Annotated in this window: 17 protein-coding genes and 4 pseudogenes; 20 read left to right on the forward strand and 1 reads right to left on the reverse strand. The window is 55.8% G+C overall.

Annotated elements, in window-relative coordinates; translation table 11 throughout:
• Positions 1–55 precede the first annotated feature (55 nt).
• The 6 genes and pseudogenes from B3X29_RS12030 to B3X29_RS12055 form a co-directional block, all read left to right on the forward strand.
• Positions 56–334: pseudogene (locus B3X29_RS12030) on the forward strand (VENN motif pre-toxin domain-containing protein); the annotation flags it as partial.
• Between the two features lie 42 nt (positions 335–376).
• Complete coding sequence (locus B3X29_RS12035; protein WP_103177100.1) at positions 377–724, forward strand: hypothetical protein; 348 nt, start codon at positions 377–379, stop codon at positions 722–724.
• Positions 721–1,161, forward strand: coding sequence for a hypothetical protein (locus tag B3X29_RS12040; protein WP_156655252.1), 441 nt, complete (start codon positions 721–723; stop codon positions 1,159–1,161). Before B3X29_RS12035 ends, B3X29_RS12040 begins: the two co-directional genes overlap by 4 nt.
• Positions 1,162–1,200: 39 nt before the next feature.
• Positions 1,201–1,423: pseudogene (locus B3X29_RS22595) on the forward strand (VENN motif pre-toxin domain-containing protein); the annotation flags it as partial.
• A gap of 279 nt (positions 1,424–1,702) precedes the next feature.
• Positions 1,703–2,176 (forward strand): ribonuclease domain-containing protein, encoded by a 474-nt coding sequence (locus B3X29_RS12050; protein WP_197431825.1) that lies wholly within the window; start codon positions 1,703–1,705, stop codon positions 2,174–2,176.
• Positions 2,173–2,469: a barstar family protein gene (locus B3X29_RS12055; RefSeq protein WP_103177098.1), complete on the forward strand. Its 297-nt coding sequence runs from the start codon at positions 2,173–2,175 to the stop codon at positions 2,467–2,469. The genes B3X29_RS12050 and B3X29_RS12055 overlap by 4 nt, the downstream gene beginning before the upstream one ends.
• Before the next feature lie 38 nt (positions 2,470–2,507).
• On the opposite strand, the gene B3X29_RS12060 is transcribed toward B3X29_RS12055, so the two are convergent.
• On the reverse strand, positions 2,508–2,645 hold the full coding sequence (locus tag B3X29_RS12060; protein WP_156655251.1) for a SymE family type I addiction module toxin: 138 nt from the start codon (positions 2,643–2,645) through the stop codon (positions 2,508–2,510).
• Between the two features lie 63 nt (positions 2,646–2,708).
• Here B3X29_RS12060 and B3X29_RS12065 point away from each other — a divergent pair.
• From B3X29_RS12065 to B3X29_RS12130, 14 genes and pseudogenes are all read left to right on the forward strand, one after another.
• A pseudogene (locus B3X29_RS12065) lies at positions 2,709–2,981 on the forward strand (hemagglutinin repeat-containing protein); the annotation flags it as partial.
• 313 nt (positions 2,982–3,294) lie between these two features.
• The gene (locus B3X29_RS12070) at positions 3,295–3,972 is read left to right on the forward strand and encodes a CsgG/HfaB family protein (protein ID WP_159339922.1); all 678 of its coding nucleotides are present in this window, start codon (positions 3,295–3,297) and stop codon (positions 3,970–3,972) included.
• Positions 3,973–3,984: 12 nt separating this feature from the next.
• Positions 3,985–4,329: a DUF4810 domain-containing protein gene (locus tag B3X29_RS12075; RefSeq protein WP_159339923.1), complete on the forward strand. Its 345-nt coding sequence runs from the start codon at positions 3,985–3,987 to the stop codon at positions 4,327–4,329.
• A gap of 11 nt (positions 4,330–4,340) precedes the next feature.
• Positions 4,341–5,003, forward strand: a complete 663-nt coding sequence (locus B3X29_RS12080; RefSeq protein ID WP_103177093.1) for a DUF799 domain-containing protein — start codon at positions 4,341–4,343, stop codon at positions 5,001–5,003.
• Positions 5,004–5,463: 460 nt separating this feature from the next.
• Complete coding sequence (gene bcsO / locus B3X29_RS12085) at positions 5,464–6,036, forward strand: cellulose biosynthesis protein BcsO (RefSeq protein ID WP_103177092.1); 573 nt, start codon at positions 5,464–5,466, stop codon at positions 6,034–6,036.
• Positions 6,027–6,833 (forward strand): annotated as a pseudogene (gene bcsQ, locus B3X29_RS12090) (cellulose biosynthesis protein BcsQ). The gene bcsO and the pseudogene bcsQ overlap by 10 nt, the downstream one beginning before the upstream one ends.
• A 22-nt stretch (positions 6,834–6,855) precedes the next feature.
• Entirely contained in the window at positions 6,856–8,976 is a 2,121-nt protein-coding gene (bcsA, locus tag B3X29_RS12095; RefSeq protein WP_114316629.1) for a UDP-forming cellulose synthase catalytic subunit, read from the forward strand.
• The gene (gene bcsB, locus B3X29_RS12100) at positions 8,973–11,432 is read left to right on the forward strand and encodes a cellulose biosynthesis cyclic di-GMP-binding regulatory protein BcsB (RefSeq protein WP_159339924.1); all 2,460 of its coding nucleotides are present in this window, start codon (positions 8,973–8,975) and stop codon (positions 11,430–11,432) included. The genes bcsA and bcsB overlap by 4 nt, the downstream gene beginning before the upstream one ends.
• A 13-nt stretch (positions 11,433–11,445) precedes the next feature.
• Entirely contained in the window at positions 11,446–15,318 is a 3,873-nt protein-coding gene (locus tag B3X29_RS12105; RefSeq protein WP_159339925.1) for a cellulose biosynthesis protein BcsC, read from the forward strand.
• Positions 15,318–15,785, forward strand: coding sequence for a cellulose biosynthesis protein BcsD (gene bcsD, locus B3X29_RS12110; RefSeq protein ID WP_103824860.1), 468 nt, complete (start codon positions 15,318–15,320; stop codon positions 15,783–15,785). The genes B3X29_RS12105 and bcsD overlap by 1 nt, the downstream gene beginning before the upstream one ends.
• A 9-nt stretch (positions 15,786–15,794) precedes the next feature.
• A complete protein-coding gene (locus tag B3X29_RS12115) occupies positions 15,795–16,784 on the forward strand; it encodes a glycosyl hydrolase family 8 (RefSeq protein ID WP_159339926.1) in 990 nt (329 codons plus the stop codon).
• A gap of 337 nt (positions 16,785–17,121) precedes the next feature.
• Complete coding sequence (locus tag B3X29_RS12120; protein WP_103177085.1) at positions 17,122–17,574, forward strand: hypothetical protein; 453 nt, start codon at positions 17,122–17,124, stop codon at positions 17,572–17,574.
• 315 nt (positions 17,575–17,889) lie between these two features.
• Positions 17,890–19,311, forward strand: coding sequence for an integrase family protein (locus B3X29_RS12125; RefSeq protein ID WP_290540059.1), 1,422 nt, complete (start codon positions 17,890–17,892; stop codon positions 19,309–19,311).
• Positions 19,308–20,033 (forward strand): hypothetical protein, encoded by a 726-nt coding sequence (locus B3X29_RS12130; protein ID WP_290540061.1) that lies wholly within the window; start codon positions 19,308–19,310, stop codon positions 20,031–20,033. Before B3X29_RS12125 ends, B3X29_RS12130 begins: the two co-directional genes overlap by 4 nt.
• Positions 20,034–20,101 lie beyond the last annotated feature (68 nt).

Raw genomic sequence — 20,101 nt, forward strand, 5'->3', positions numbered from 1 at the left:
GCGTTAATCTTACCGTATCGGTCACGGTTCCGACCTGAGCGATGAAGCGAAGGTGGTGGCCCATACCATTCTGGGCGGTGCCGTGGCGGCAATCCAGGGTAACAGTGCAGCGGCAGGTGCCGCGGGTGCGGCCACGGGCGAGCTGGCGGCGAAAGCCATCGCGGGTGTGCTCTATCCTGACGTAAAAGACCCGTCGAAGCTGAGTGAGGAGCAGAAGCAGACGGTCAGCGCCCTGGCGACGATTTCGGCGGGAATGGCCGGCGGGCTGGCGGGGGACAGCACGTCCTCAGCGGCAGCCGGGGCGGGGGCCGGGAAGAATGCGGTTGAGAATAACTAGCTGAGTAAGGATAAGCCCGGTATCTTCGATATAAATCCGATGTTGAAAATTGGAATTGAAGGTGCAGATGGCGATCCGCTGAAAGGTGGTGGTGGTGTAGCAAAAAGCAACAGTAGCACTATGCTGGGTCAGTATGGTGTTCAAACGGCCAGCAAGACTATATGGAAAGGAACGGGCAAAGAACGTATCGATGTCGAAAATCCTAATCCAGGCCAAAGGCCAGGAAAATTGCACTATCAAGATAATAAGGGTAATAAATATATCTATGATCCTAAAACTTATTCTTTCCCGGACGCGCCAAAATCAGTGAATAATTTATTGAAAGACACATCTTTTGAAAAGGCTATAGATAAAGGAATGATTCAATATTTGGGAGAGAAAAAATGATATATAATTCGCTGATGTTAGAGGCATTGCGTAATGCTTGTTGGAGTGACTTAGTATTGCCAAAAGAACTCTGTTTATGGGTTGAGAAAGGTTTTGTAAAGCAAGCAGACTGTTTTTTTCTTGCAGCTCTTTTTACAGTCTATCCAAATGATAACTATTTGATGGATAAGACTGGTGTTGAGTGTTTTGTTAACTCTTTTCATATAGATGATTATGTTTCTGAACGATACTTAGACTATGCTTGTTTGTTTTGTAATACCATTTTGAATAAATGGTCCCTTGAACGAAACGATAAAAAACTGAATATGATAGTGTCGATGGATGAATTTGGTGCGGTGGTTAAATTTCATGTAATACGGCAAGGTGAGACTTGGTTAAGTAATAACCTTGAGAAGTATGAAGAAGCAATTTTTGCAACGACTGATGTCATAAGTTAATAATCTCCTAAGATGCGCAAACGCGGCTCCCGCTACCACGGACGCGGCTGCGGGGAGCTTGCGGCGAAAGCGGTAGCGGGGTGGAGGGTTTTATCCTGACGTGACCGACCTGTCGAAGCTGAGCGAGGAGCAGAAGCAGACGGCCAGCGCCCTGGCGACGATTTCAGCGGGAATGGCCGGAGGGCTTGCCGGGGACAGCACGGCGTCTGCGGCAGCGGGGGCGGGAGCAGGGAAGAATGCTGCTGAGAATAACCTGCTGAGCGGAACGGAAGACGGTCATACTGTATTCGTGCAGGAACGCGCTAAAAATGTCATGTCCTGCACAACGGATCCAGGTTCCGAAAGTTGCAAAAAGGGCCTGGCGATGCAGAATGCGCTGATGGTGGCGTTGCCAGCCGGTCTGGGTGGTGGAGTACTGGCGGCTGCGACACCTGAGATAGTCGCGGCAGCACAGGCCGCTATCCAGGCCTATACCGGAAATGTGGTGCTGTGTCTGAATAATGCCGGTATCTAATTATCGGAAGCTATTGTACCGGGTGGCGTGGGTGCTGCCGGTGCGATAGGGATAGGGAAAACGACTGCAGAAGCCATTGCGGCGAAAGCTGAATCTGTGGCGGCTAATGCAGCCCACAACGCGGCAAACTATGCTGGGTTGAAGATGGATCTGAAAACAACTGAAGCAGCAAACGAACTTGTGGATAGTTTACGTAACACAGGGCAGTTGCCTCAGAACTATGTAAATAAAGCAGAGGCCATGGCTAATGGGTGGAAACCAGGGAAAGCATTAAATAATACAACTCCAAATGGACAGATAGGAGGGGATGTATTTGAGAACTCGACCAATTTACTTCCTTCTGCACCAGGACGTGTATGGCACGAAGCCGATGTCGGCTTGAGCAACACAATGTCACGCAGCAACCAAGCAGGTACAAGGCTTTTATATTCCGATGATGGTCTTCTCTACATCACCACAGATCATTATAGAACGGCGACTTCAATAGGTACGTGGAAATGACTGACAACGAAATTATATTGGATGGACAAAATATACATACGGAATCTGACTTTCACAGTCTTCTCGCTCAACTATTAGATTTTGGCCCATACTACGGGAAAAATCTGGATGCGTTATGGGATAGGTTAAGTACGGATGTGGAAAGACCTGTCAAAATAATATGGCTACATTCGGAACTATCGAGTCAACGTCTTGGTGTATGTTTTGACAAAATCATTCAAATCTTTGAGCGAACTAAGCAGCAGGATATTAAATTTTCTTGGGATGATAAATTTGATTATGTTCTGAAATAACGAAATTTCCGGCCTCAGCGCCGGGATCTTTTTACCTGTCAGCCCTTAACCGGTTCGATCACCAGTCTTCCCTGCTCAACGCTGATTATGACCGGCGTGTCGGTGCTGAATCCCGCTTCTGCCAGCCAGTTACCGTTCAGTCGCAGGCAGGGGCTGAATGAATACCAGATGGACATGCAGATACAGGCTTTTTAACAGCTTTGGTAAAAATGGAACGCGGGGCATAAAACCGCGTATCGGGCGTGGGGGTCAGCATCGGTGGCGGCACCAGCGGCTACGGTATCGGCGTCTTTGCCAATGTGAATGCGGCGAAGGGCCATGAGAAGGGTAACGGTACTGCCTGGACGGAAACTACCCTCGACAGCGGCGGCACGGTCTCGATGACCAGCGGGCGCGATGCCATCCTCGACGGCGCGCACGTGAGCGGTAACACCATCGTGGCCGATATCGGACGCGACCTCCTGATGCGTAGCCAGCAGGACAGCAACGATTATAAATCCAGGCAGAACAGCGCGACGCGGACAGCACAACCTGATGATAGTCAGCACCTATAAAAAAATCGGCACAGCATCTTTATTGTTAAATGAAAAAAAGCAAACCCCAAAATAATCTGAAAATGTTACCAACATAAGGTAATTAAATTGCCACCTGTCATAATAGATGCCCCAATAAAAATATGCGTCAGGAGAATAACAGGAAGTAATCAATTTGGTATTCATGAAAAAACCAGTGACTCATGGTTTGATTTATAGAAAATGATTGTCAGTGAGAGGCGCTAATAATTTTTTTAATTAGCCTGTTTTATTATAAGGAAATTTGAATAGCATGATAACAAAAGGACTAATCAGTTCGCTCTGCCTGAGCGCGTTACTGCTGACAGGATGTGCAACGGAATCCTCCCGTTCCGTCGAAGTCGCGAAAGTCGCCACCTATAACACCGCCTGGCAGGGCCAGCGCAGCCTGATATCGGTCGGCAAGTTTGATAACCGCTCCAGCTATATGAATGGAATATTCTCCGATGGTGTCGACCATCTGGGGAACCAGTCCAGGACCATTTTGATTACTCACCTGCAGCAAACAGGCCGTTTCAACGTGCTGGATCGCGCGAACATGGAAGAGATTAAAACCGAGTCCGGCATCAGTGGTCAGCGCCAGCAGTTGAAAGGGGCAACTTATGTCATTACTGGTGACGTGACGGAGTTTGGCCGTAAGGAGACCGGCGACAGGGCGCTGTTTGGCATTCTGGGGCGCGGGAAATCACAGGTGGCTTATGCAAAAGTGGCCCTGAATGTGATCAATGTCCGCACCTCTGAAGTGGTCTACTCCTCGCAGGGAGCAGGTGAATACGCGCTCTCTAATCGTGAAGTACTCGGCTTTGGCGGCACCGCCAGTTACGACGCTACGCTCAACGGCAAAGTGCTGGATCTCGCCATTCGCGAAGCGGTTAATAATCTGGTTGCCGGGACGGAGAACGGCGGCTGGAACCCGTCAAATACACATTAAAAGGAATTGATGATGGCAACTATAAATAAGCTCGTTACTGGCGCAGCACTACTGCTCCTGGCAGGTTGTGCAACCAATACGCCGCAAAAGAACTATACGTGGGGGGATTATCAGACATCGGTCTATGACTACTTCACCGGTAAAACCAGCCCGCAGGAGCAAATTGCTTCCCTGCAGAAGCTAATCGACGCGTCACGGGCAAGCAGCAAGCCTGTTCCACCCGGCGTGCATGCCCAACTGGGAATGCTCTACAGCAATACGGGTAACAGAGAGCTGGCGATGGCCGAGTTTAATGCCGAAAAAACGCAGTATCCGGAATCGGCTTCGTATATTCATTTCCTGACCACGAAAAAATAAAGGGACGTAACATGAAAGGAATCTCAGCCCTCCTTACCCTGGCACTGACGCTGATCGTTACGGGTTGCTCCACCAATAAAACACCGCCCGCTGATTATTCTGCCTTTCGGGAAAGCAAACCACGCAGCATCCTGGTGTTGCCGCCAAAAAATACCTCTCCGGACGTGAACGCCAGTCACGGCTTTCTGAGCAGCGTCACTCTGCCGCTTGCCGAGTCCGGTTACTACGTGTTCCCGGTTGCGGTGGTGGAAGAGACGTTTAAACAAAACGGCGTGACCAATCCGGACGATATCAGCGCGATCCCGCTGAAAAAACTGCACGAGATCTTTGGTGCTGATGCGGTGATGTACATCACCCTCACCGATTACGGCACCTCATACCAGGTGATTAGCAGCGAGACGCGCGTGAGCGCAGCGGCGCGGTTAGTGGATTTACGCACCGGGAAAGAGCTGTGGAAAGGCATTGCCACGGCTTCAAGCAATGAGGGTCAGAGTAATTCTGGCGGTGGCTTGTTGGGTATGTTGATCAGCGCGGCGGTGACCCAGATTGCGCATTCGGCAACCGATAAAGCGTATGATGTCGCTCAGGTGACCAGCGCCCGTCTGTTCAGCGCAGGGCCTGGCGGCTTGTTGTACGGGCCTCGTTCGCCAAAATATGGACAGACTGCCCTGTAATCTCCTTCAGTCCCGGCCCCTGCGCCGGGATTATTTATCTGCAACTTTCCCATTACCCGCCAGGCTGCCGTGCACCCGCCATACTCACCCCTTTATCCTGTTTTTCATAAACCCTGCTTATAGTTTCCTGTCGATATTAAGCTTTGCGTGCTATATTTTTGCTGGATTAATCTTTCGCCTGGGCGACATGGAGCGATATTTTATCTGTATGTTGGGGGTTGCTGCTGGCAGAAAGTGGAGAAATTACGCGATCTGTCGATAAGCTTGTACATAGTATTAGCTCTACGTAATATGCATTAGAATATTTACTAAGCAAATATGACTACCCGTAAAGGGAATGCTTTATGGCGGTTGTTAATCACTGATCCCCTTTACACGTTCGTATTCCCACAAAAAGGTTGTCCCTGGCAAAGTCATGCAGGAAACAAATAATACTGACTTGTAAATCACGAGTAATGCCATGAAAAATTATGATGATTTGCAGCGTTTCAAGGATAAAACGCGCACCGGTGACATCAACTTCAAGGACTTGTCTGCGCAAAACAAGCAGGCTTCCAGTAGCGGCTGGGCGATCATCAACCAGCTGGCAGGTGTGAATAATGACGCGGCGCTGGCGAAAGCGGGCAGCGTCGCCGTACCGGTTCCCCAGGCAGTGCAACCCGGTGAGCTGGATGCTGCCTTTGCCAGTCTGACGAAGGCGCCTGCCGTTTCCTCGCCGTCGATCATGCAAAGCATGAATGTTGACCGCACCGAAAAAGAGGCGCCGATGCAGCCTGCGCCCTCGCTGTTCGAACAGCTTAAACCTGAGGTGGCAAGCCAGCCGCCGGTGAAAGAGGCGCCTGCGCCGCAACCTGAGTTTCGTGCTACGCCTGCGCCGGTAGTGCCCATTGCGCACGCTACCCCTGCGCCTAAACCTGCAGAGCCGGTGCGCTTTGAGCAGCTGTTCGCCACCAAAGCGTCTGAACGTGCCAGCCATCCGGTGAAAGATCTTCCGTTACAACCGCTCCTGGAGAGAATCGCTTCATGCCGTTAGTGTGTATTTGCTCGCCAAAAGGCGGAGTCGGGAAAACTACGGTCACGGCCAACCTCGCTTATGCTCTGGCACGTTCCGGCAGTAAAGTTCTGGCCATTGACTTCGACGTACAGAACGCGCTGCGTCTGCATTTTGGCGTGCCGTTATCTGACGGACGCGGCTACGTTGCCCGCGCCAATGAATCCGCCGACTGGAGCCAGTCGGTGCTGACGGCGGGCAACAATATGTTTGTCCTGCCCTAAGGTGAAGTGACGGAAGAGCAGCGCCTGATCTTTGAACATAATCTCACCAGCGACAGCAATTTCCTGGCGCGTGGGTTAAGTTCTCTGCTGAACTATCCGGGGCTGGTTATTCTGGCCGACTTCCCGCCAGGGCCGAACCCGGCGCTGAAGGCGATCTCCCCGCTGGCCGATCTGCACCTGGTGACCCTGCTTGCCGACACCGCATCGCTGTCACTGCTGCCACACATTGAAAACCACCGGCTGACCGGCGGCGAACCGCCGAACAACAAGGCCGGATACTATTTCCTGGTGAACCAGAGTGACAACCGGCGCCATATCAGCCGTGACGTCACCGCCTTCTTACAGCAACGCCTCGGCGATCGCCTGCTTGGTGTGATCAACCGGGATGAAAGCGTGCCTGAGGCCAATGCCTCACAGCAATCGATACTGGATTTCAGCGCCACCTCGGCGGCGGCGTTCGATATCGAGCTGGTGAGTAAGCGTATCGCGGGCATTTTGGGTATCCAGGTGGGGGACGGCGCCGTACACGCCAACCTGAGAACCTCCAGTTTCTGACGACAATTTCCAGGGACGTCCTATGAAAAAGGCGCTGTTTTATCTACTGCTATTGGTCTTAGCACCTATCGCCGTGCTCATTATTATCACCCCAATGGATAGCCAGAAGCAGTATATCTTCGGCTTAATCAGCATTGGGGCGCTGCTGCTGCTCGGCTTTAGCAAACATCACCGCGTATCGGTAATCATGATGATCGTGGCGGTGTTAATGTCCACACGATATATCTGGTTCCGGGCCACGCAGACGCTGCACTTTAATTCCGAAATTGAGGCCATCCTGGGGATCGGGTTATTTCTCGCCGAACTCTATATCTGGATAACCATTATTTTGAGTTATCTGCAAAACCTTTTTCCGTTACAGCGCAAGATTGTGCCGCTGCCGGATGATATGTCGCAGTGGCCGACGGTGGATATCTATATCCCGTCCTATAACGAAAGCCTGGACGTGGTGCGCGATACCGTGCTGGCGGCGCAGTGCCTGGATTATCCGGCGGATAAGCTGAAGATCTATCTGCTGGATGACGGCAAGCGCAGCGAGTTCGCGGTGTTTGCCGCCAACGTCGGGGTAGGGTACATCACGCGTAACGACAACTCCCACGCCAAAGCGGGCAACCTCAACCACGCGATGAAGCTCACCAAAGGCGAGCTGATCTGCGTCTTTGACTGTGACCATGTGGCGACGCGTATCTTCCTGCAGGCGACGGTTGGAGCCTTCCTGCAGGATCCGAAGCTGGCGCTGATGCAGACGCCGCACTACTTCTATTCGCCGGATCCGTTCGAGCGTAACCTCTCCGCAGGCCGCGATATCCCTAACGAGGGGCAGCTTTTCTATGGGCAGATCCAGCGCGGTAACGATAACTGGAACGCCACCTTCTTCTGCGGCTCATGTGCGGTGATCCGTCGTAGCGCGCTGGAAGAGATTGGCGGCTTTGCGGTGGAAACCGTTACCGAAGATGCCCACACCGCGCTGAAGATGCAGCGCCTGGGCTGGAAGTCGGCCTATCTGAATATTCCGCTGGCCGCAGGGCTGGCGACGGAGCGCCTGGTGGTGCACGTGATCCAGCGTACCCGTTGGGCGCGCGGCATGACGCAGATTTTGCGGGTCGATAACCCCCTGCTGGGCCGCGGCCTGAAGTGGCAGCAGCGTCTGTGCTACCTCAACGCCATGCTCTCGTTCCAGTTTGCGTTGCCGCGCGTGGCGTTCCTCACCGCGCCGCTGGCCTACCTGCTGTTTAACCTGAACATCATCCACTCCTCGGCGAGCCTGATTTTCGCCTATATGCTGCCGCACCTGTTCCTCTGCATCTATGTGAACTCGCGGGTCAACGGGCGCTTCCGCTACAGCTTCTGGGGGGAGATCTATGACCTCGTGCTGGCCTTCCATCTGGTGCTGCCGACGGTGATTACCCTGATCTTCCCGAAACGCGGCAAGTTCAACGTAACCGATAAAGGCGCGCTGCTGGACGTGGGCTATTTCGACTTCAGCATTGTCCGCCCGCACCTGATTATTGCGGTGCTGTTGGCGGCAGGGGTTGTCGCCGGGATCACGCGCGCCGTCGCGCATGACTATTTCAACGTCGATCCGATGGTTATCGCCCTGAACGTCGGCTGGGGTATCTACAGCCTGATCTTCCTGCTGGCGGCCATTGCCGTGGCGCGGGAAACCCGCCAGACGCGTAAGACGATCCGTATCGATGCCAACGTGCCGGTGGTGATCCACTACGCCAGCGGCATCTCCTCGCGCAGCCATACCCTGGATCTCTCCATGGGCGGCTGCCGTATTGCGGTGGTGGACGACCGTCACCTGACCGATGAGATCGAAGAGATTGAGCTACAGCTGCAATCCGGGGCGATCAGTATTCCGGTGAGCGTCATTGCCCACGATGAGCAATACATTCGCCTGATGTTTGCCGAGATCCCGCTGGAGCGCCGCCGCGAGCTGGTGCGCGTGGTGCTGGCCCGCGCCGATGCGTGGATCAACCCGCCTAAGCCGCAGGACAATCCGTTCCGCTCGTTGTTTATCATTATTCGCAGCGTATTTGATCTGTTCTGGCTGACCTGGAAAGACCGTCGTAATAAGCGTCGTCAACGCCATGAGGATGCAGGGCGCAGGAATAACGCCACCGAGGATACCGCTGTATGAAAGGGATGACCCGCAAAGCGCTGCAGATGTTGTTTGTATTTGGCGTCCTGGCGCAGCCGGTGACGGCGGAAGAGCCGACCACCGTGGAATCGCTGCTGCCGGTGGATTTCCCGCCCGCGACGGACACAGCGCAGTCCACTGAGGATGCGGCGCCGGCTTCCCTGCCTGCACCCGATACGCTGCCCGCTTTCCAGACCCCGCCGGCGGCAGAGGCGGCTGCGGAACCGGCTGCCAGCCCGGCACCGGATGCCATGCCGGTGACGCCCGACGCCGTTCCTGCTTCTCCGGTGCCGATGGGGATCACCCCTGGCACCAGCAGCAGCATCACCGTTGCCCAGATGGGGCAGCCCAATGGTGTGGTGTTAAGCGGTGGGCAGCTTCAGGGGGGGATCGATTTCACCCTCTCGGCGGACCAGGTGATCACCAATGCCCAGCTGGAGCTGAACCTGAAGGTCTCTCCGGCGATGGCGGCCCGTAATACCACCCTGCAACTGATGCTTAACGGCCAGCCGCTGGGAACCGTGCCGTTGGGCTCTGCCGACAGCAACGTGTCGAGCTATCAGCTTGAGATCCCGGCGGCGATGGTGGTGTCGCGCAACAATATCAGCTTCAAAATCAACGACGGCGACGCCCTGTTGTGCCAGCGGGATCTGTCGGACAATTATCAGGTCACCATCATGCCGAACACGCGTCTCGACCTGGAGGCGCAGCAGCTGAACATTGGCGCGGATCTGAGCCATTTCCCGCGTCCGTTCCTTGATGAGATGCAGATGACGCCGACCACGCTGACCTTCGCCTTCCCGGCCAAAACCCTGCCGGAGCAGGTGGGCGCGGCGGCGCTGATCGCCTCGTGGCTGGGGATCGAAGCGGACTACCGCGGTATTTCGTTTGACGCCCTGCATGATCAGCTGCCGGAGAAAAACGGCATCCTGTTCGGCAAACCGGGCGAGTCGATTGGCGGCCTGACGCTGCCCGCCTCTAACGGGGCGATGCTCCAGGTGGTGGATAACCCGGCCAACCCGATCTACAAACTGCTGCTGGTGGTGGGCAATAACGAGCAGCAACTGAAAAGCGCCGCGTGGCGTCTGACCCGCGGAGAGTTCAGCGGCCAGACCACCAGCCTGCCGGTGGAGGCCCAGAACATCCCGGTCAGCAAGCCTTATGACGCCCCGCGCTGGATCGCCACCGACCGCCCGGTGTTGCTGAGCGAGCTGATGCGTAAAGATCAGAGCCTGACGGTAACCGGCATCTGGCACGAGCCGCTGACCCTTGGCTTCCGCGCCGCACCGGATCTCTTCATGTGGGATGGCGACACCATTCCGCTGAAAATAGCCTATCGCTTCCCGTCCGAAAGCTGGATCGACGAACAGCGTTCGTACCTGTCGATGACCTTTAACGGCACCTTCCTGCGTAACCTGCCGGTAAATAAACAGGGCCTGCTGGAAGGGCTGTGGCACAAGCTCGGCGGCGATGCGCGCCAGGAGAACTTTGTCATGCCGCTGGAGCCCTATCTGATTTACGGCGACAACCAGCTGCAGCTCTATTTCAACATCCAGACCAAAGAGAACGCGCCGTGCAGCGTGCTGCTCAATAACAACATCAAGAGCCGTATCGACGAAGACTCCAGCATCGATCTGAGCAATTCGCGCCACTTCGCGCTGCTGCCAAATCTCTCTTACTTCGTCGGCGCCTCGTTCCCGTTCACCCGTCTGGCGGACTTCTCGCAGACGGTATTACTCCTGCCGGAAAACCCGAGCGAAAGCGAGATTGGCACGCTGCTGGATCTCGCCGCCCGCTCCGGGAACGCCACCGGGACCGCGCTGAACAACAACCGCGTGATGTTCGGTCTGCCCTCTGGCGGGGCGAACCTGCTGCGCCTCAGTGAAAGCGATGTGCTGGCGGTCTCCACGCTGGACCAAACCGCCTTCAACCGCGCGCTGCTGGCCCAGTCGCCGTTTATCAGCAACGAGCACACCTTTGGCGTGCGCGAGCCGAAGATGCTGGAAAAAGCGCAGCGCTTGCTGGAGGGCGACTGGAACGCGTCGGGCGTCGATGCCGACCGCTACTTCTCGTCGAACGAATCCTGGCGCGGCTTTGTCAGCTTCCGCTCCCAGTGGAACCCGGAACGTCTGGTGGTGATGGCGATTGGCAGCAATGATCAACAGCTTTCGCGTCTGCATAACGACCTGGACTCGGCCCGCATCAACGCCGGGATCCGCGGCGATACGGCGATCATCACCGATGAAAACGGCGTGCGCAGCTTCCGCGTCGGCCCGCAGTTCCCGAGCGGCCAGATGCCCTGGTACATGATGGTGGTGTGGTATGCCACGCAGCACTCCGCCATGCTGGCAATTTTTGGCCTGCTGTTCGCGACGATTATTGGCCTGAGCCTCTACTCGTTACTGAAAAAACGCGCGCATAAACGACTTAACCCACAGGATTCAGATCGTGAGTAAGGGTGGTAACACTATGGAAAATAAAAACAAAACCGCCAGACATCTGCCTGTGCTTTGCCTGTTCAGCGGGCTGGCGCTCGGGGGCCTTCAGGGCGCCCAGGCGGCGGATGCTGCGCAGTCGGCCAATAACCCGGCGCTGAAAGCGCTGTTCGACCAGGCGAACTACTGGCACGAAAAGTCTCACGATAACCTGGCGATGGAATCGCTGAAAAAAGTGCTGATGGTGGACCCCAACAACACCCAGGCGCTCTACCTGATGGCGCTGTGGTCACAGCAGGCTGGGGACATGAAAGGGGCCGCGCAGTGGCGTGAGCGCTTAACGGCGGTCTCGCCGCAGGATGCGAATCTACAGGCGCTGGATAACGCCAAACAGATGCAGCAGGTGCCGCGCGGGCAGCTGGAGCTGGCCCGCCAGCAGGCGCGCAGCGGCAATATTCCCACCGCGCTTAGCACCTGGCAGAGCCTGTTTACCGGCAACCAGCCGCCGCCGAGCCTGGCCCCGGAATACTATCTGACCATGGCGGGGGACAAATCCCTCTATCCGCAGGCGGTAAGCGAGCTGCGTCAGCTGCGCGTGCAGTACCCGCAGGATAACAACGTCAAAATTGCGCTGGGCAAAGTGCTCACCTATCAGGAGAGCACCCGCCGCGAGGGGATGGATATTCTCCAGGATCTGGCAAGCGGCAGTCAGGACGCGGATAAATCCCTGCGTCAGGCTCTGCTCTGGCTGGGGCCGCAGGCGGGTGACGAAGCCTATTACCAGACCTACCTCCAGCGCCATCCCACCGATACCGCAGTGCAGGATTACTTCCGTAAAAGCATCGGCGGGGCGGCCAAAGGCGAAGGCTATGTGGCGCTGAACAGCGGCAATACCGACACCGCCCGCAGCCAGTTTGAGCAGGCGCTGAAGACCAACCCGGAAGATGCCGACGCGCTGGCCGGGATGGGCTACGTGGCCCTGCGCAAGGGCGACTACGCCGCAGGCGCGCAGTACCTGAACCGTGCGGCAAGCCTGGGCGGAAGCGCCTCTGAGGAGCGCAAGCAGCAGGCGCAGGATGCCGAGTTTTACGGCCAGCTGGCCCAGGCGCAGGCGGCTTACAAACAGGGTAACGTCAGCCAGGCGCTGGCCCTGAGCGCACCGCTCGCCCAGCGCAGTGGCGAACAGGGGGCGGCGGCGAAGCTGTTCCGCGCCGACGTCCAGCGGCATAACAAAGATTACACCTCGGCGGAGCAGACCCTGCGCGGCCTGCTGACCGAGCAGCCGAACAACGGCGCGGCGCGGGAAAACCTCTACTACGTCCTGCGCGAGCAGAACAAAACCGCCGAAGCCCAGGCGATGTTGCAGACCCTGCCGGCCAGCCTGCAGGCGAGGCTCCAGCCGCGCGTCTCCGGCGGCAACCCGACCGATCCGTTGCGTCGTCAGGCGCAGCAGGCGGCGGCCAACGGCGATCCGCAGCGCGCCATTGCGCTGTTGCAGCAGGGGACGGCCCGCTATCCGTCCGATCCCTGGCTGCGTCTCGATCTTGCGCGTCTGTTGCAGAAACAGGGACGCGACGCAGAGGCGGCCAACACCATGGCACCGGCCTTCCGCCCGAACGCCAGCAACAGTGAACTCTACGCTGCCGCGCTGTTCGCCAGTGAAAACAACGCCTGGCAGCAGTCGCAAACCCTGCTGTCGCGCATTCCAGCCTCCAGCCAGAATCGCGATATGCGCGAGCTGTCGCAGCGGGTCAACTACAACCTGCAGATGAACGTCGCCGAGCGCTATCTGGCGCAGGGCGATCGCACCGCGGCGGCCAACACCCTGAAAGCCCTGGCGGCGCGTCCGCCACAAAGCCCGGCGGATGCGGGCAAGCTGGCGCGGATGCTGGCCCAGAGCGGGGATGTCACCACTGCGGTGAGCGTGGTCCACGACAACATGCGCCGCGGCGTGCAGGGTAACGCCGGGGATTATGCCGATCAGGTGGCGGTGCTCAATCAGGCGGGGCTGGGCAGCGAAGCCCAGGCCTGGCTTGCCAGCCCGGAGTTGCAGTCCCGCAGTACGCCAACCCAGCTGGCGAGCATTCGTAACGGCTACGTGATCAACGAGGCCGATCGTCTGCGCACCCAGGGCAACTATGCCGCGGCCTACGACAAGCTGATCCGCGCCATGCAAAACGATCCGCAGAACACCGATCTGATGTTTGCGATGGCCCGCGTCTATCAGTCCGGCAAGATGAATAAAGAGGCAGGGGTGGTCTACGACTACCTGATGACCCGCGATACCCCGCAGCAGGATGCGCGGGCCGGGGCGATCGATGTGGCCCTGGCCAGCAAAAATGTCGATAAAGCGAAGCAGCTGAGCGCCGGGCTGACCAACGACGGTACGCCGGAGCGCCTGCTGCTGCTGGCGCGGGTCTCCGAGGCGGAAGGTAACCATCAGCAGGCGATGAGCTATCTGCGCACCGCGCGCGGCAAGCTGCTCGGCCTGCAGAATAACACCGGTGAAACCGCCCCAATGCTGGGCGGCCTGGCACTGGCCGACAACCCGTTTGTGGGTACCTCCAGCACCGGCGAGGTGGCGGCGTCGCCGTCCCTCTACGGCCAGGCGATGCCGTGGCAGGTGGCCCAGCTGGCGCGTAATCCACAGACCGCGCCGCCGGGTACTGTGCGCACCGATCTGCCGGTGGAAACCGCCCAGGCCGGTACGCTGCGCCAGGTGGATAACATGATGGAGATGCTGGTGGATAAAACCGCCACCTGGGCGCGGGGATCAACCTCCCTGCGCGCGCGTGACGGCGAAGATGGGCTCAGCAAGCTCACCGAGATCAAGGCGCCATTGCAGTGGTCCACCGTGCCGTTCGGTGATTCCCGCCTGGACGTTAACGTCACGCCGATAAGCCTCGATGCGGGTACCTCGTCCGATGAATCCAGTCGCCGGTTTGGTACCGGGGCGCTGATTCAGGGCGGCGTGGCCGAAGAGCTCTATAACGCCTCCACCACCACGCCGCCTGAGCTGCCGAATATCGACAAAATCAAGGTGCCGTCCCAGGGCTCGCAAAGCGCCCAGGGTGTGGAAGTGGCGATGGCGCTCACCGGGGATCAATACAAAATTGACGTTGGCTCCACGCCGCTGGGCCAGGATCTGAATACCGTCGTGGGTGGGATCCAGTGGTCGCCCCAGCTGACCGATTACCTCAAGCTGGTGCTTACCGGCGAGCGTCGTGCGGTGGTAGACAGCCTCCTCTCCTATGTTGGCGTTGAGGACAAATACAGCGGCAAGAAGTGGGGCCAGGTCACCAAAAACGGCGGCAGCGCGCAGCTGAGCTATGACAATACCGATGCAGGTTTCTACGCCGGGTTTGGCGTGTACGACTATGTCGGGGAGAACGTGCCGAGCAACACCAGCGTCACCGGCTCTGCGGGGGTCTATTTCCGCCCTTACTACGCCGCCGACCGCGAGCTGAAAGCCGGCATCAACATGAACTACATGAACTTCGACAAAAACCTGAGCTACTTCAGCTACGGGCAGGGGGGCTATTTCAGTCCGCAGGACTATATCAGCGTCTCCTTCCCGGTGGATTACACCCAGAAATATGACAACTGGAACCTGGGGTTAGGCGCGTCGATTGGTTATCAGTCCTACTCCCAGGATGAGAGCCCGTACTTCCCGACGGACGCGGCCATGCAGCGCCAGCTGGAAGATTACGTCTCCCGTGGTTTCGCCAAAGAGGCGTTCTACAAAGGCAACAGCGAAAACGGCCTGGGCTACAACCTGCGCGCGTCCACGGACTACAAACTCAACAAAGATATGACCATCGGCGGGCAGATTGGGTATGACACCTTCGGTGATTACAACGAAAGCACCGCAAGCCTCTACTTCCGCTACCTTCTGGGGAACAAGTAATGAACGATCAACAGCTTTTGCACTATTACCAGCATCAACAGTCCCAGTCGGGCTGGTTTGGACTGATCCATGTGATGGTTGAGACGATGGTGGCGAACGTCGGCGAGGCGCAGAGCCGCGCCTTTCTCGTGCAGATGGGCGACGCCCTGGGCGAGCGCTTCCCGCTGACGCTGGCGCACACGGTGGGCGAACTCGAAGAGCAGATCAACGCCCGGCTGGCGGCCTTTAACTGGGGCTATATTGATATTGATGCCAGCGACACGGCGATCCGCATCGTGCATACGGCATTGCCGGTGCCGCCTGAAGAGGCAAAGCAGATGGCCTGGAACCACGCCTTCAGCGCGGTGCTGGAGGGACTCTATGCCCGCTGGCTGCGCGAGCAGGGCGGAAAATCGCACGTTTCACTGTGGCGGGAGGCATCCCCCTCGGCTACGGTTATCCATTTCAGATATCAAAACAATCAATAAGGATCGGCCATGTGGCAGCGAATTAAAATCGTGGTTCTGGCGCTGGGGCTGTTGTTAAGCCATCAGGTTTTCGCTGGAAGCGCATGGGAGAGTTACAAGGCGCGGTTTTTGATGCCGGATGGTCGCATCATTGATACCGGCAACAACAGCGTGAGCCATACCGAGGGGCAGGGCTTCGCCATGATGATGGCGGTGCGCAACAACGATCGCGCGGGTTTTGACAAAATCTGGAGCTGGACCAAAAAGAATCTGCAAAACCCACAGACCGGCCTGTTCTACTGGCGCTTTAACCCGGTGGCCGCCGATCCGGTTATGGATAAAAACAATGCCACCGACGGCGATACCTTTATCGCCTGGGCGCTGTTAAAGGCGGGCACCCAGTGGAATGACAGCAATTACCTGAACGCGTCGGACGCTATCACCAAAGAGCTGGTGGCCCGCAATGTGATCAGCTTTGCCGGTTACCGCGTGATGCTGCCTGGCGCGAAAGGCTTTAACCTCAACAGCCATGTGAATCTCAACCCCTCCTATTTTATCTTCCCGGCCTGGGAGGATTTCGCGAAGCGCAGCCATCTGACGGTGTGGCGCGATCTGATCAACGACGGGCAGAAGCTGCTGGTGAAAATGCGCTTTGGCAACACGCAGCTGCCGGCGGACTGGGTTTCACTGTACGCCGACGGGCGCGTAACCCCGGCCAAGGAGTGGCCTGCGCGATTTAGCTATGACGCGATCCGCGTGCCGCTCTACGTGAAGTGGTATCAGCCAACCAGCCCGCTGATGGCGCCCTATACCGCCTACTGGGGACGTTTTGCCCGTACCCAGACGCCAGCCTGGGTGAACATCACCACCAACGATCCGGCGCCCTATATGATGGACGGCGGCTTGCTGGCTGTGCGTGACCTGGCGATGGGGCAACTCCCGGCGGGCGAGCCGCAGATCACGGCTCAGGAGGATTATTATTCGGCGAGTCTGAAGATGCTGGTGTCGCTGGCGAGATAAGTTTTATCTTCTCACATTGAGATTCTGGAAAGCGCCTCGCAAGAATGACTTGCGGTGGCGCTTTTTGTTTTGTGTGGGGGAGAGCAGGGCGTAGAGTCTCCTCGTTGCGGTGAAACCTGCAACCGGGCGTAGGAACCCGCTTTAGTACAAGGTGACCCAGATTCACGATCTGGTGTCCTGCCAGCGCGTATCCCGATATGATTACGGTGGCGCTGGCGGAGCAGCCGAAAGGCTGGCCGATCCCCTTGTACGTCGGCATTCCTACCTCCGTCAGCGTCACCCCCCGAGCGTAGGAACTCTGGTGGTGATCTTATTTCTCGTACAAGGAGGATGCCTTATGGCTACGATCCCAACCCTGACTTACCCCGAATCTGACGAAAGCGTTATCCGCCACTTGCTCACCTCGCCCCTGCCTGCCTCTGCTGACCTGTTTGAGGTCACGGATCGTTGCGCGGCTCTGGTAACAGTTCTGCTTGAAACTAAAGAAATTACCGCGCGTCTGGCGTTATGCGGACGGCTGTCGCACGTGCTCACCCGACTGGCGCAACTGTGTGATGAAGATTTACCCCCACACCTTATTGCCCAGCTCACCGTTGATGAGCTGCCGGATTCCGCCATGCCGGACTGCTGGCAGGATACCTGTTTGATGGTGGGATATCTGCGTTCGCTGAATCAGGCGTTACTGGGGAATATGCTGCCGGGCGCAGTCGCGGAGGATCTGACCGGGCTGCTGCACGATCTGGTGTATATCTTGCGGGATTATGTGAGGGAGCCGTACCGGACGCACTGAGAGCGTGCTAGAAGCTACTTATTAGTGTTAGCGTAAAAAAAAGCCACTCACTGGAGTGGCTTAATTCTTTGATTTTAAAGCCAAAATCTGGTGGCCCCTGCTGGACTTGAACCAGCGACCAAGCGATTATGAGTTAAGCATCAATACCTTACCTAAAAATACTTTACCATAACTATCAATAACTTAACTTATTTAACAACCACTGTATAAATACCTGTATATACTCAAAAATACCTCGCTGCGGTATCCTATAGGTATCCTGGAGCAAAACAAGCGATTCGTAGGATATCCCGATCGCTTGTTAATGAGGTGACAGTGGAAACTTTCAAATTCACCAAAGCCAAAATTGAAAGCCTACCGCCAGCGGAAAAAGGCCAAGTGGAATACGGCGATACCGTAGTTAATGGCCTGCGCGTTCGCGTCGGTACCAGTGGCGTTAAGAGCTTTTGCATTTCAAGAAAGCGTAGCGGCAAGTTTATCCGCGCAACGCTCGGGAGATTTCCCGATCTCTCTGTAGACAATGCCCGGGCGAAAGCACTCGAATTGCTTGGTGGTGTTGCAACCACAGGACAAAACCCTAACGTAGCGAAGCGGGTAAACGAAAAAGCAGCCGTAACTCTATGCGATGCCCTGGACACCTACATTCAAAATCGTGGCCACCGCCTGAAACCAACAACCGAAAAGCAATATCGCGCCATCCTGCAAAATTACTCAGGCGACTGGATGAAACAATCCCTCGCTACCATTTCGCGTGAGCGCGTTGAGTATCGCCATAAAGCTGTTACCGATGGCTCCGTTTGGTTCGGTGCTGACAAGGGGACACTAAGAGCCGGGGTTGGGGCTGGCAGTAAAGCACAGGCTGATTTATGGGCCAGGGCACTGCGTGCCGTTTATCGTTTCGCGCATGATCACTATCGAGATGAAGAGGGAAAAACGCTCCTACCTGATCCACCAACACTGGTGCTGAGCACAAAGCGCCAGTGGCATGGCACGATCAGAAAAACGGAGCGCATCCGCACTCATGATTTCGCGCGCTGGCTGGACGCCGTCTCGGTAGTGCGTGATACAGCTGAAAAAGGCCGGGATGATGTGGCGGCTGCGATATGTGACGCTGTCGAAATGTCGATTTTTACCGGTTTACGCAAATCAGAGATTTTTGGTCTCACCTGGGACCGCGTGAACATGGGGGGGCGGTATTTCTGGATTGATATCACCAAGAACGGAGACCCGTTGGAGCTACCTATGACGGGTACTTTGCTCGAGCTTTTCCGGCGTCGGCTGAAAATGAAATCTGGTGATGAGGCATTAGTGTTTCCCGGTGCGAAAGGCATCATTAAAGAATACCGGCATGTTATCGATCGCATCAGTTCCGCAACCATCCCAAACCCCAACCCCGATATGCTGCAGCCAATACCTTTCAAATGGCACGATGGTCGCCGTACCTTTGGCACCGTTGCCGAGCTGGTGGGCGTGGGAAGTTACATTCTTAAGCGGCTGATGAACCATCGAACAATGCGAAGCGCAGACGTAACGCAGGGTTATCTTCATTTTGGTGCTGACGAGCTACTCGAGCCAGCCACCCGAATTGAACGGGCCATCCTGGAACATGCTGGTTTGATTGAAAGCAAAAGAGATATTAATACTCAATTAATGTCTGTTTTGGCGAGTCTTAGTGAAGAAGAAAAAAGAGAATTAATCTTCGCAATCTCGAATGATAAAAAGGGGTGTCAGATATGACGCATGGTGAAATGAGTATTAGGGCTGCAATTGTAGCTACGTTTATAAACGAGCTTTTTACTGATGGCACTGATTCTATGGCCATTTCAATCTTGCGCGACGGCTTTAAGATAGATGCCTCTGCAAGCTTGGCGCGAAATATGGTTAATAATATCATTCATTATTTCGAATGTTCCGATAACCCAGTTGAAGAATTTCTCTATTTTATTGGGATAGAGAGCGCTGAAACCGAGAGGGGTGACCAGTCAATCAACACATTGTTGTACATGGATGAAAAACAGACACCATTTTTAACCGATATACCATTATCAGGTGATGGAGTCACAGTGTTGAATGCTGCGCTTGCGTTACATTTTGTTGGAATGAAAAATAATGCAGATTCTCTTGCGAGAATTGGTATTAAGTTGCTAATGGAAGGTGTTTTTAGCGACGAATTATCTATCAGAGAGTTTAATGAAATAGCGCAAAAGGCGATTTCAGAAGCTCAGAGAGAAAAGGCAAAAAGGCCCCGTAATCCATATTATTCAGAAGTTATTGAAGTTATTAAACTTACGTGGGGAAAATATCCTTGTGGTGCAAAAACAGCGCTACTTGATGCCTTGGCTGCTCACTATCATGGCAAGGTAAGCCGTAATGCATTGGATAACTGGATCTCCCTCTCTGGATTGAGGCCCCCAAAACCAGAAAAATATACACGACTTGAATTAGTTTTCCCCCAATAGCTGGCTGCTGGGGGACTGTTACTGGTTATTGTACCGTTGCATCCGGCAGTTGAGAACCATTAGCCAGT

Source organism: Leclercia sp. UBA5076 (genome assembly GCF_002416465.1).
Classification (GTDB): Bacteria; Pseudomonadota; Gammaproteobacteria; order Enterobacterales; family Enterobacteriaceae; genus Enterobacter.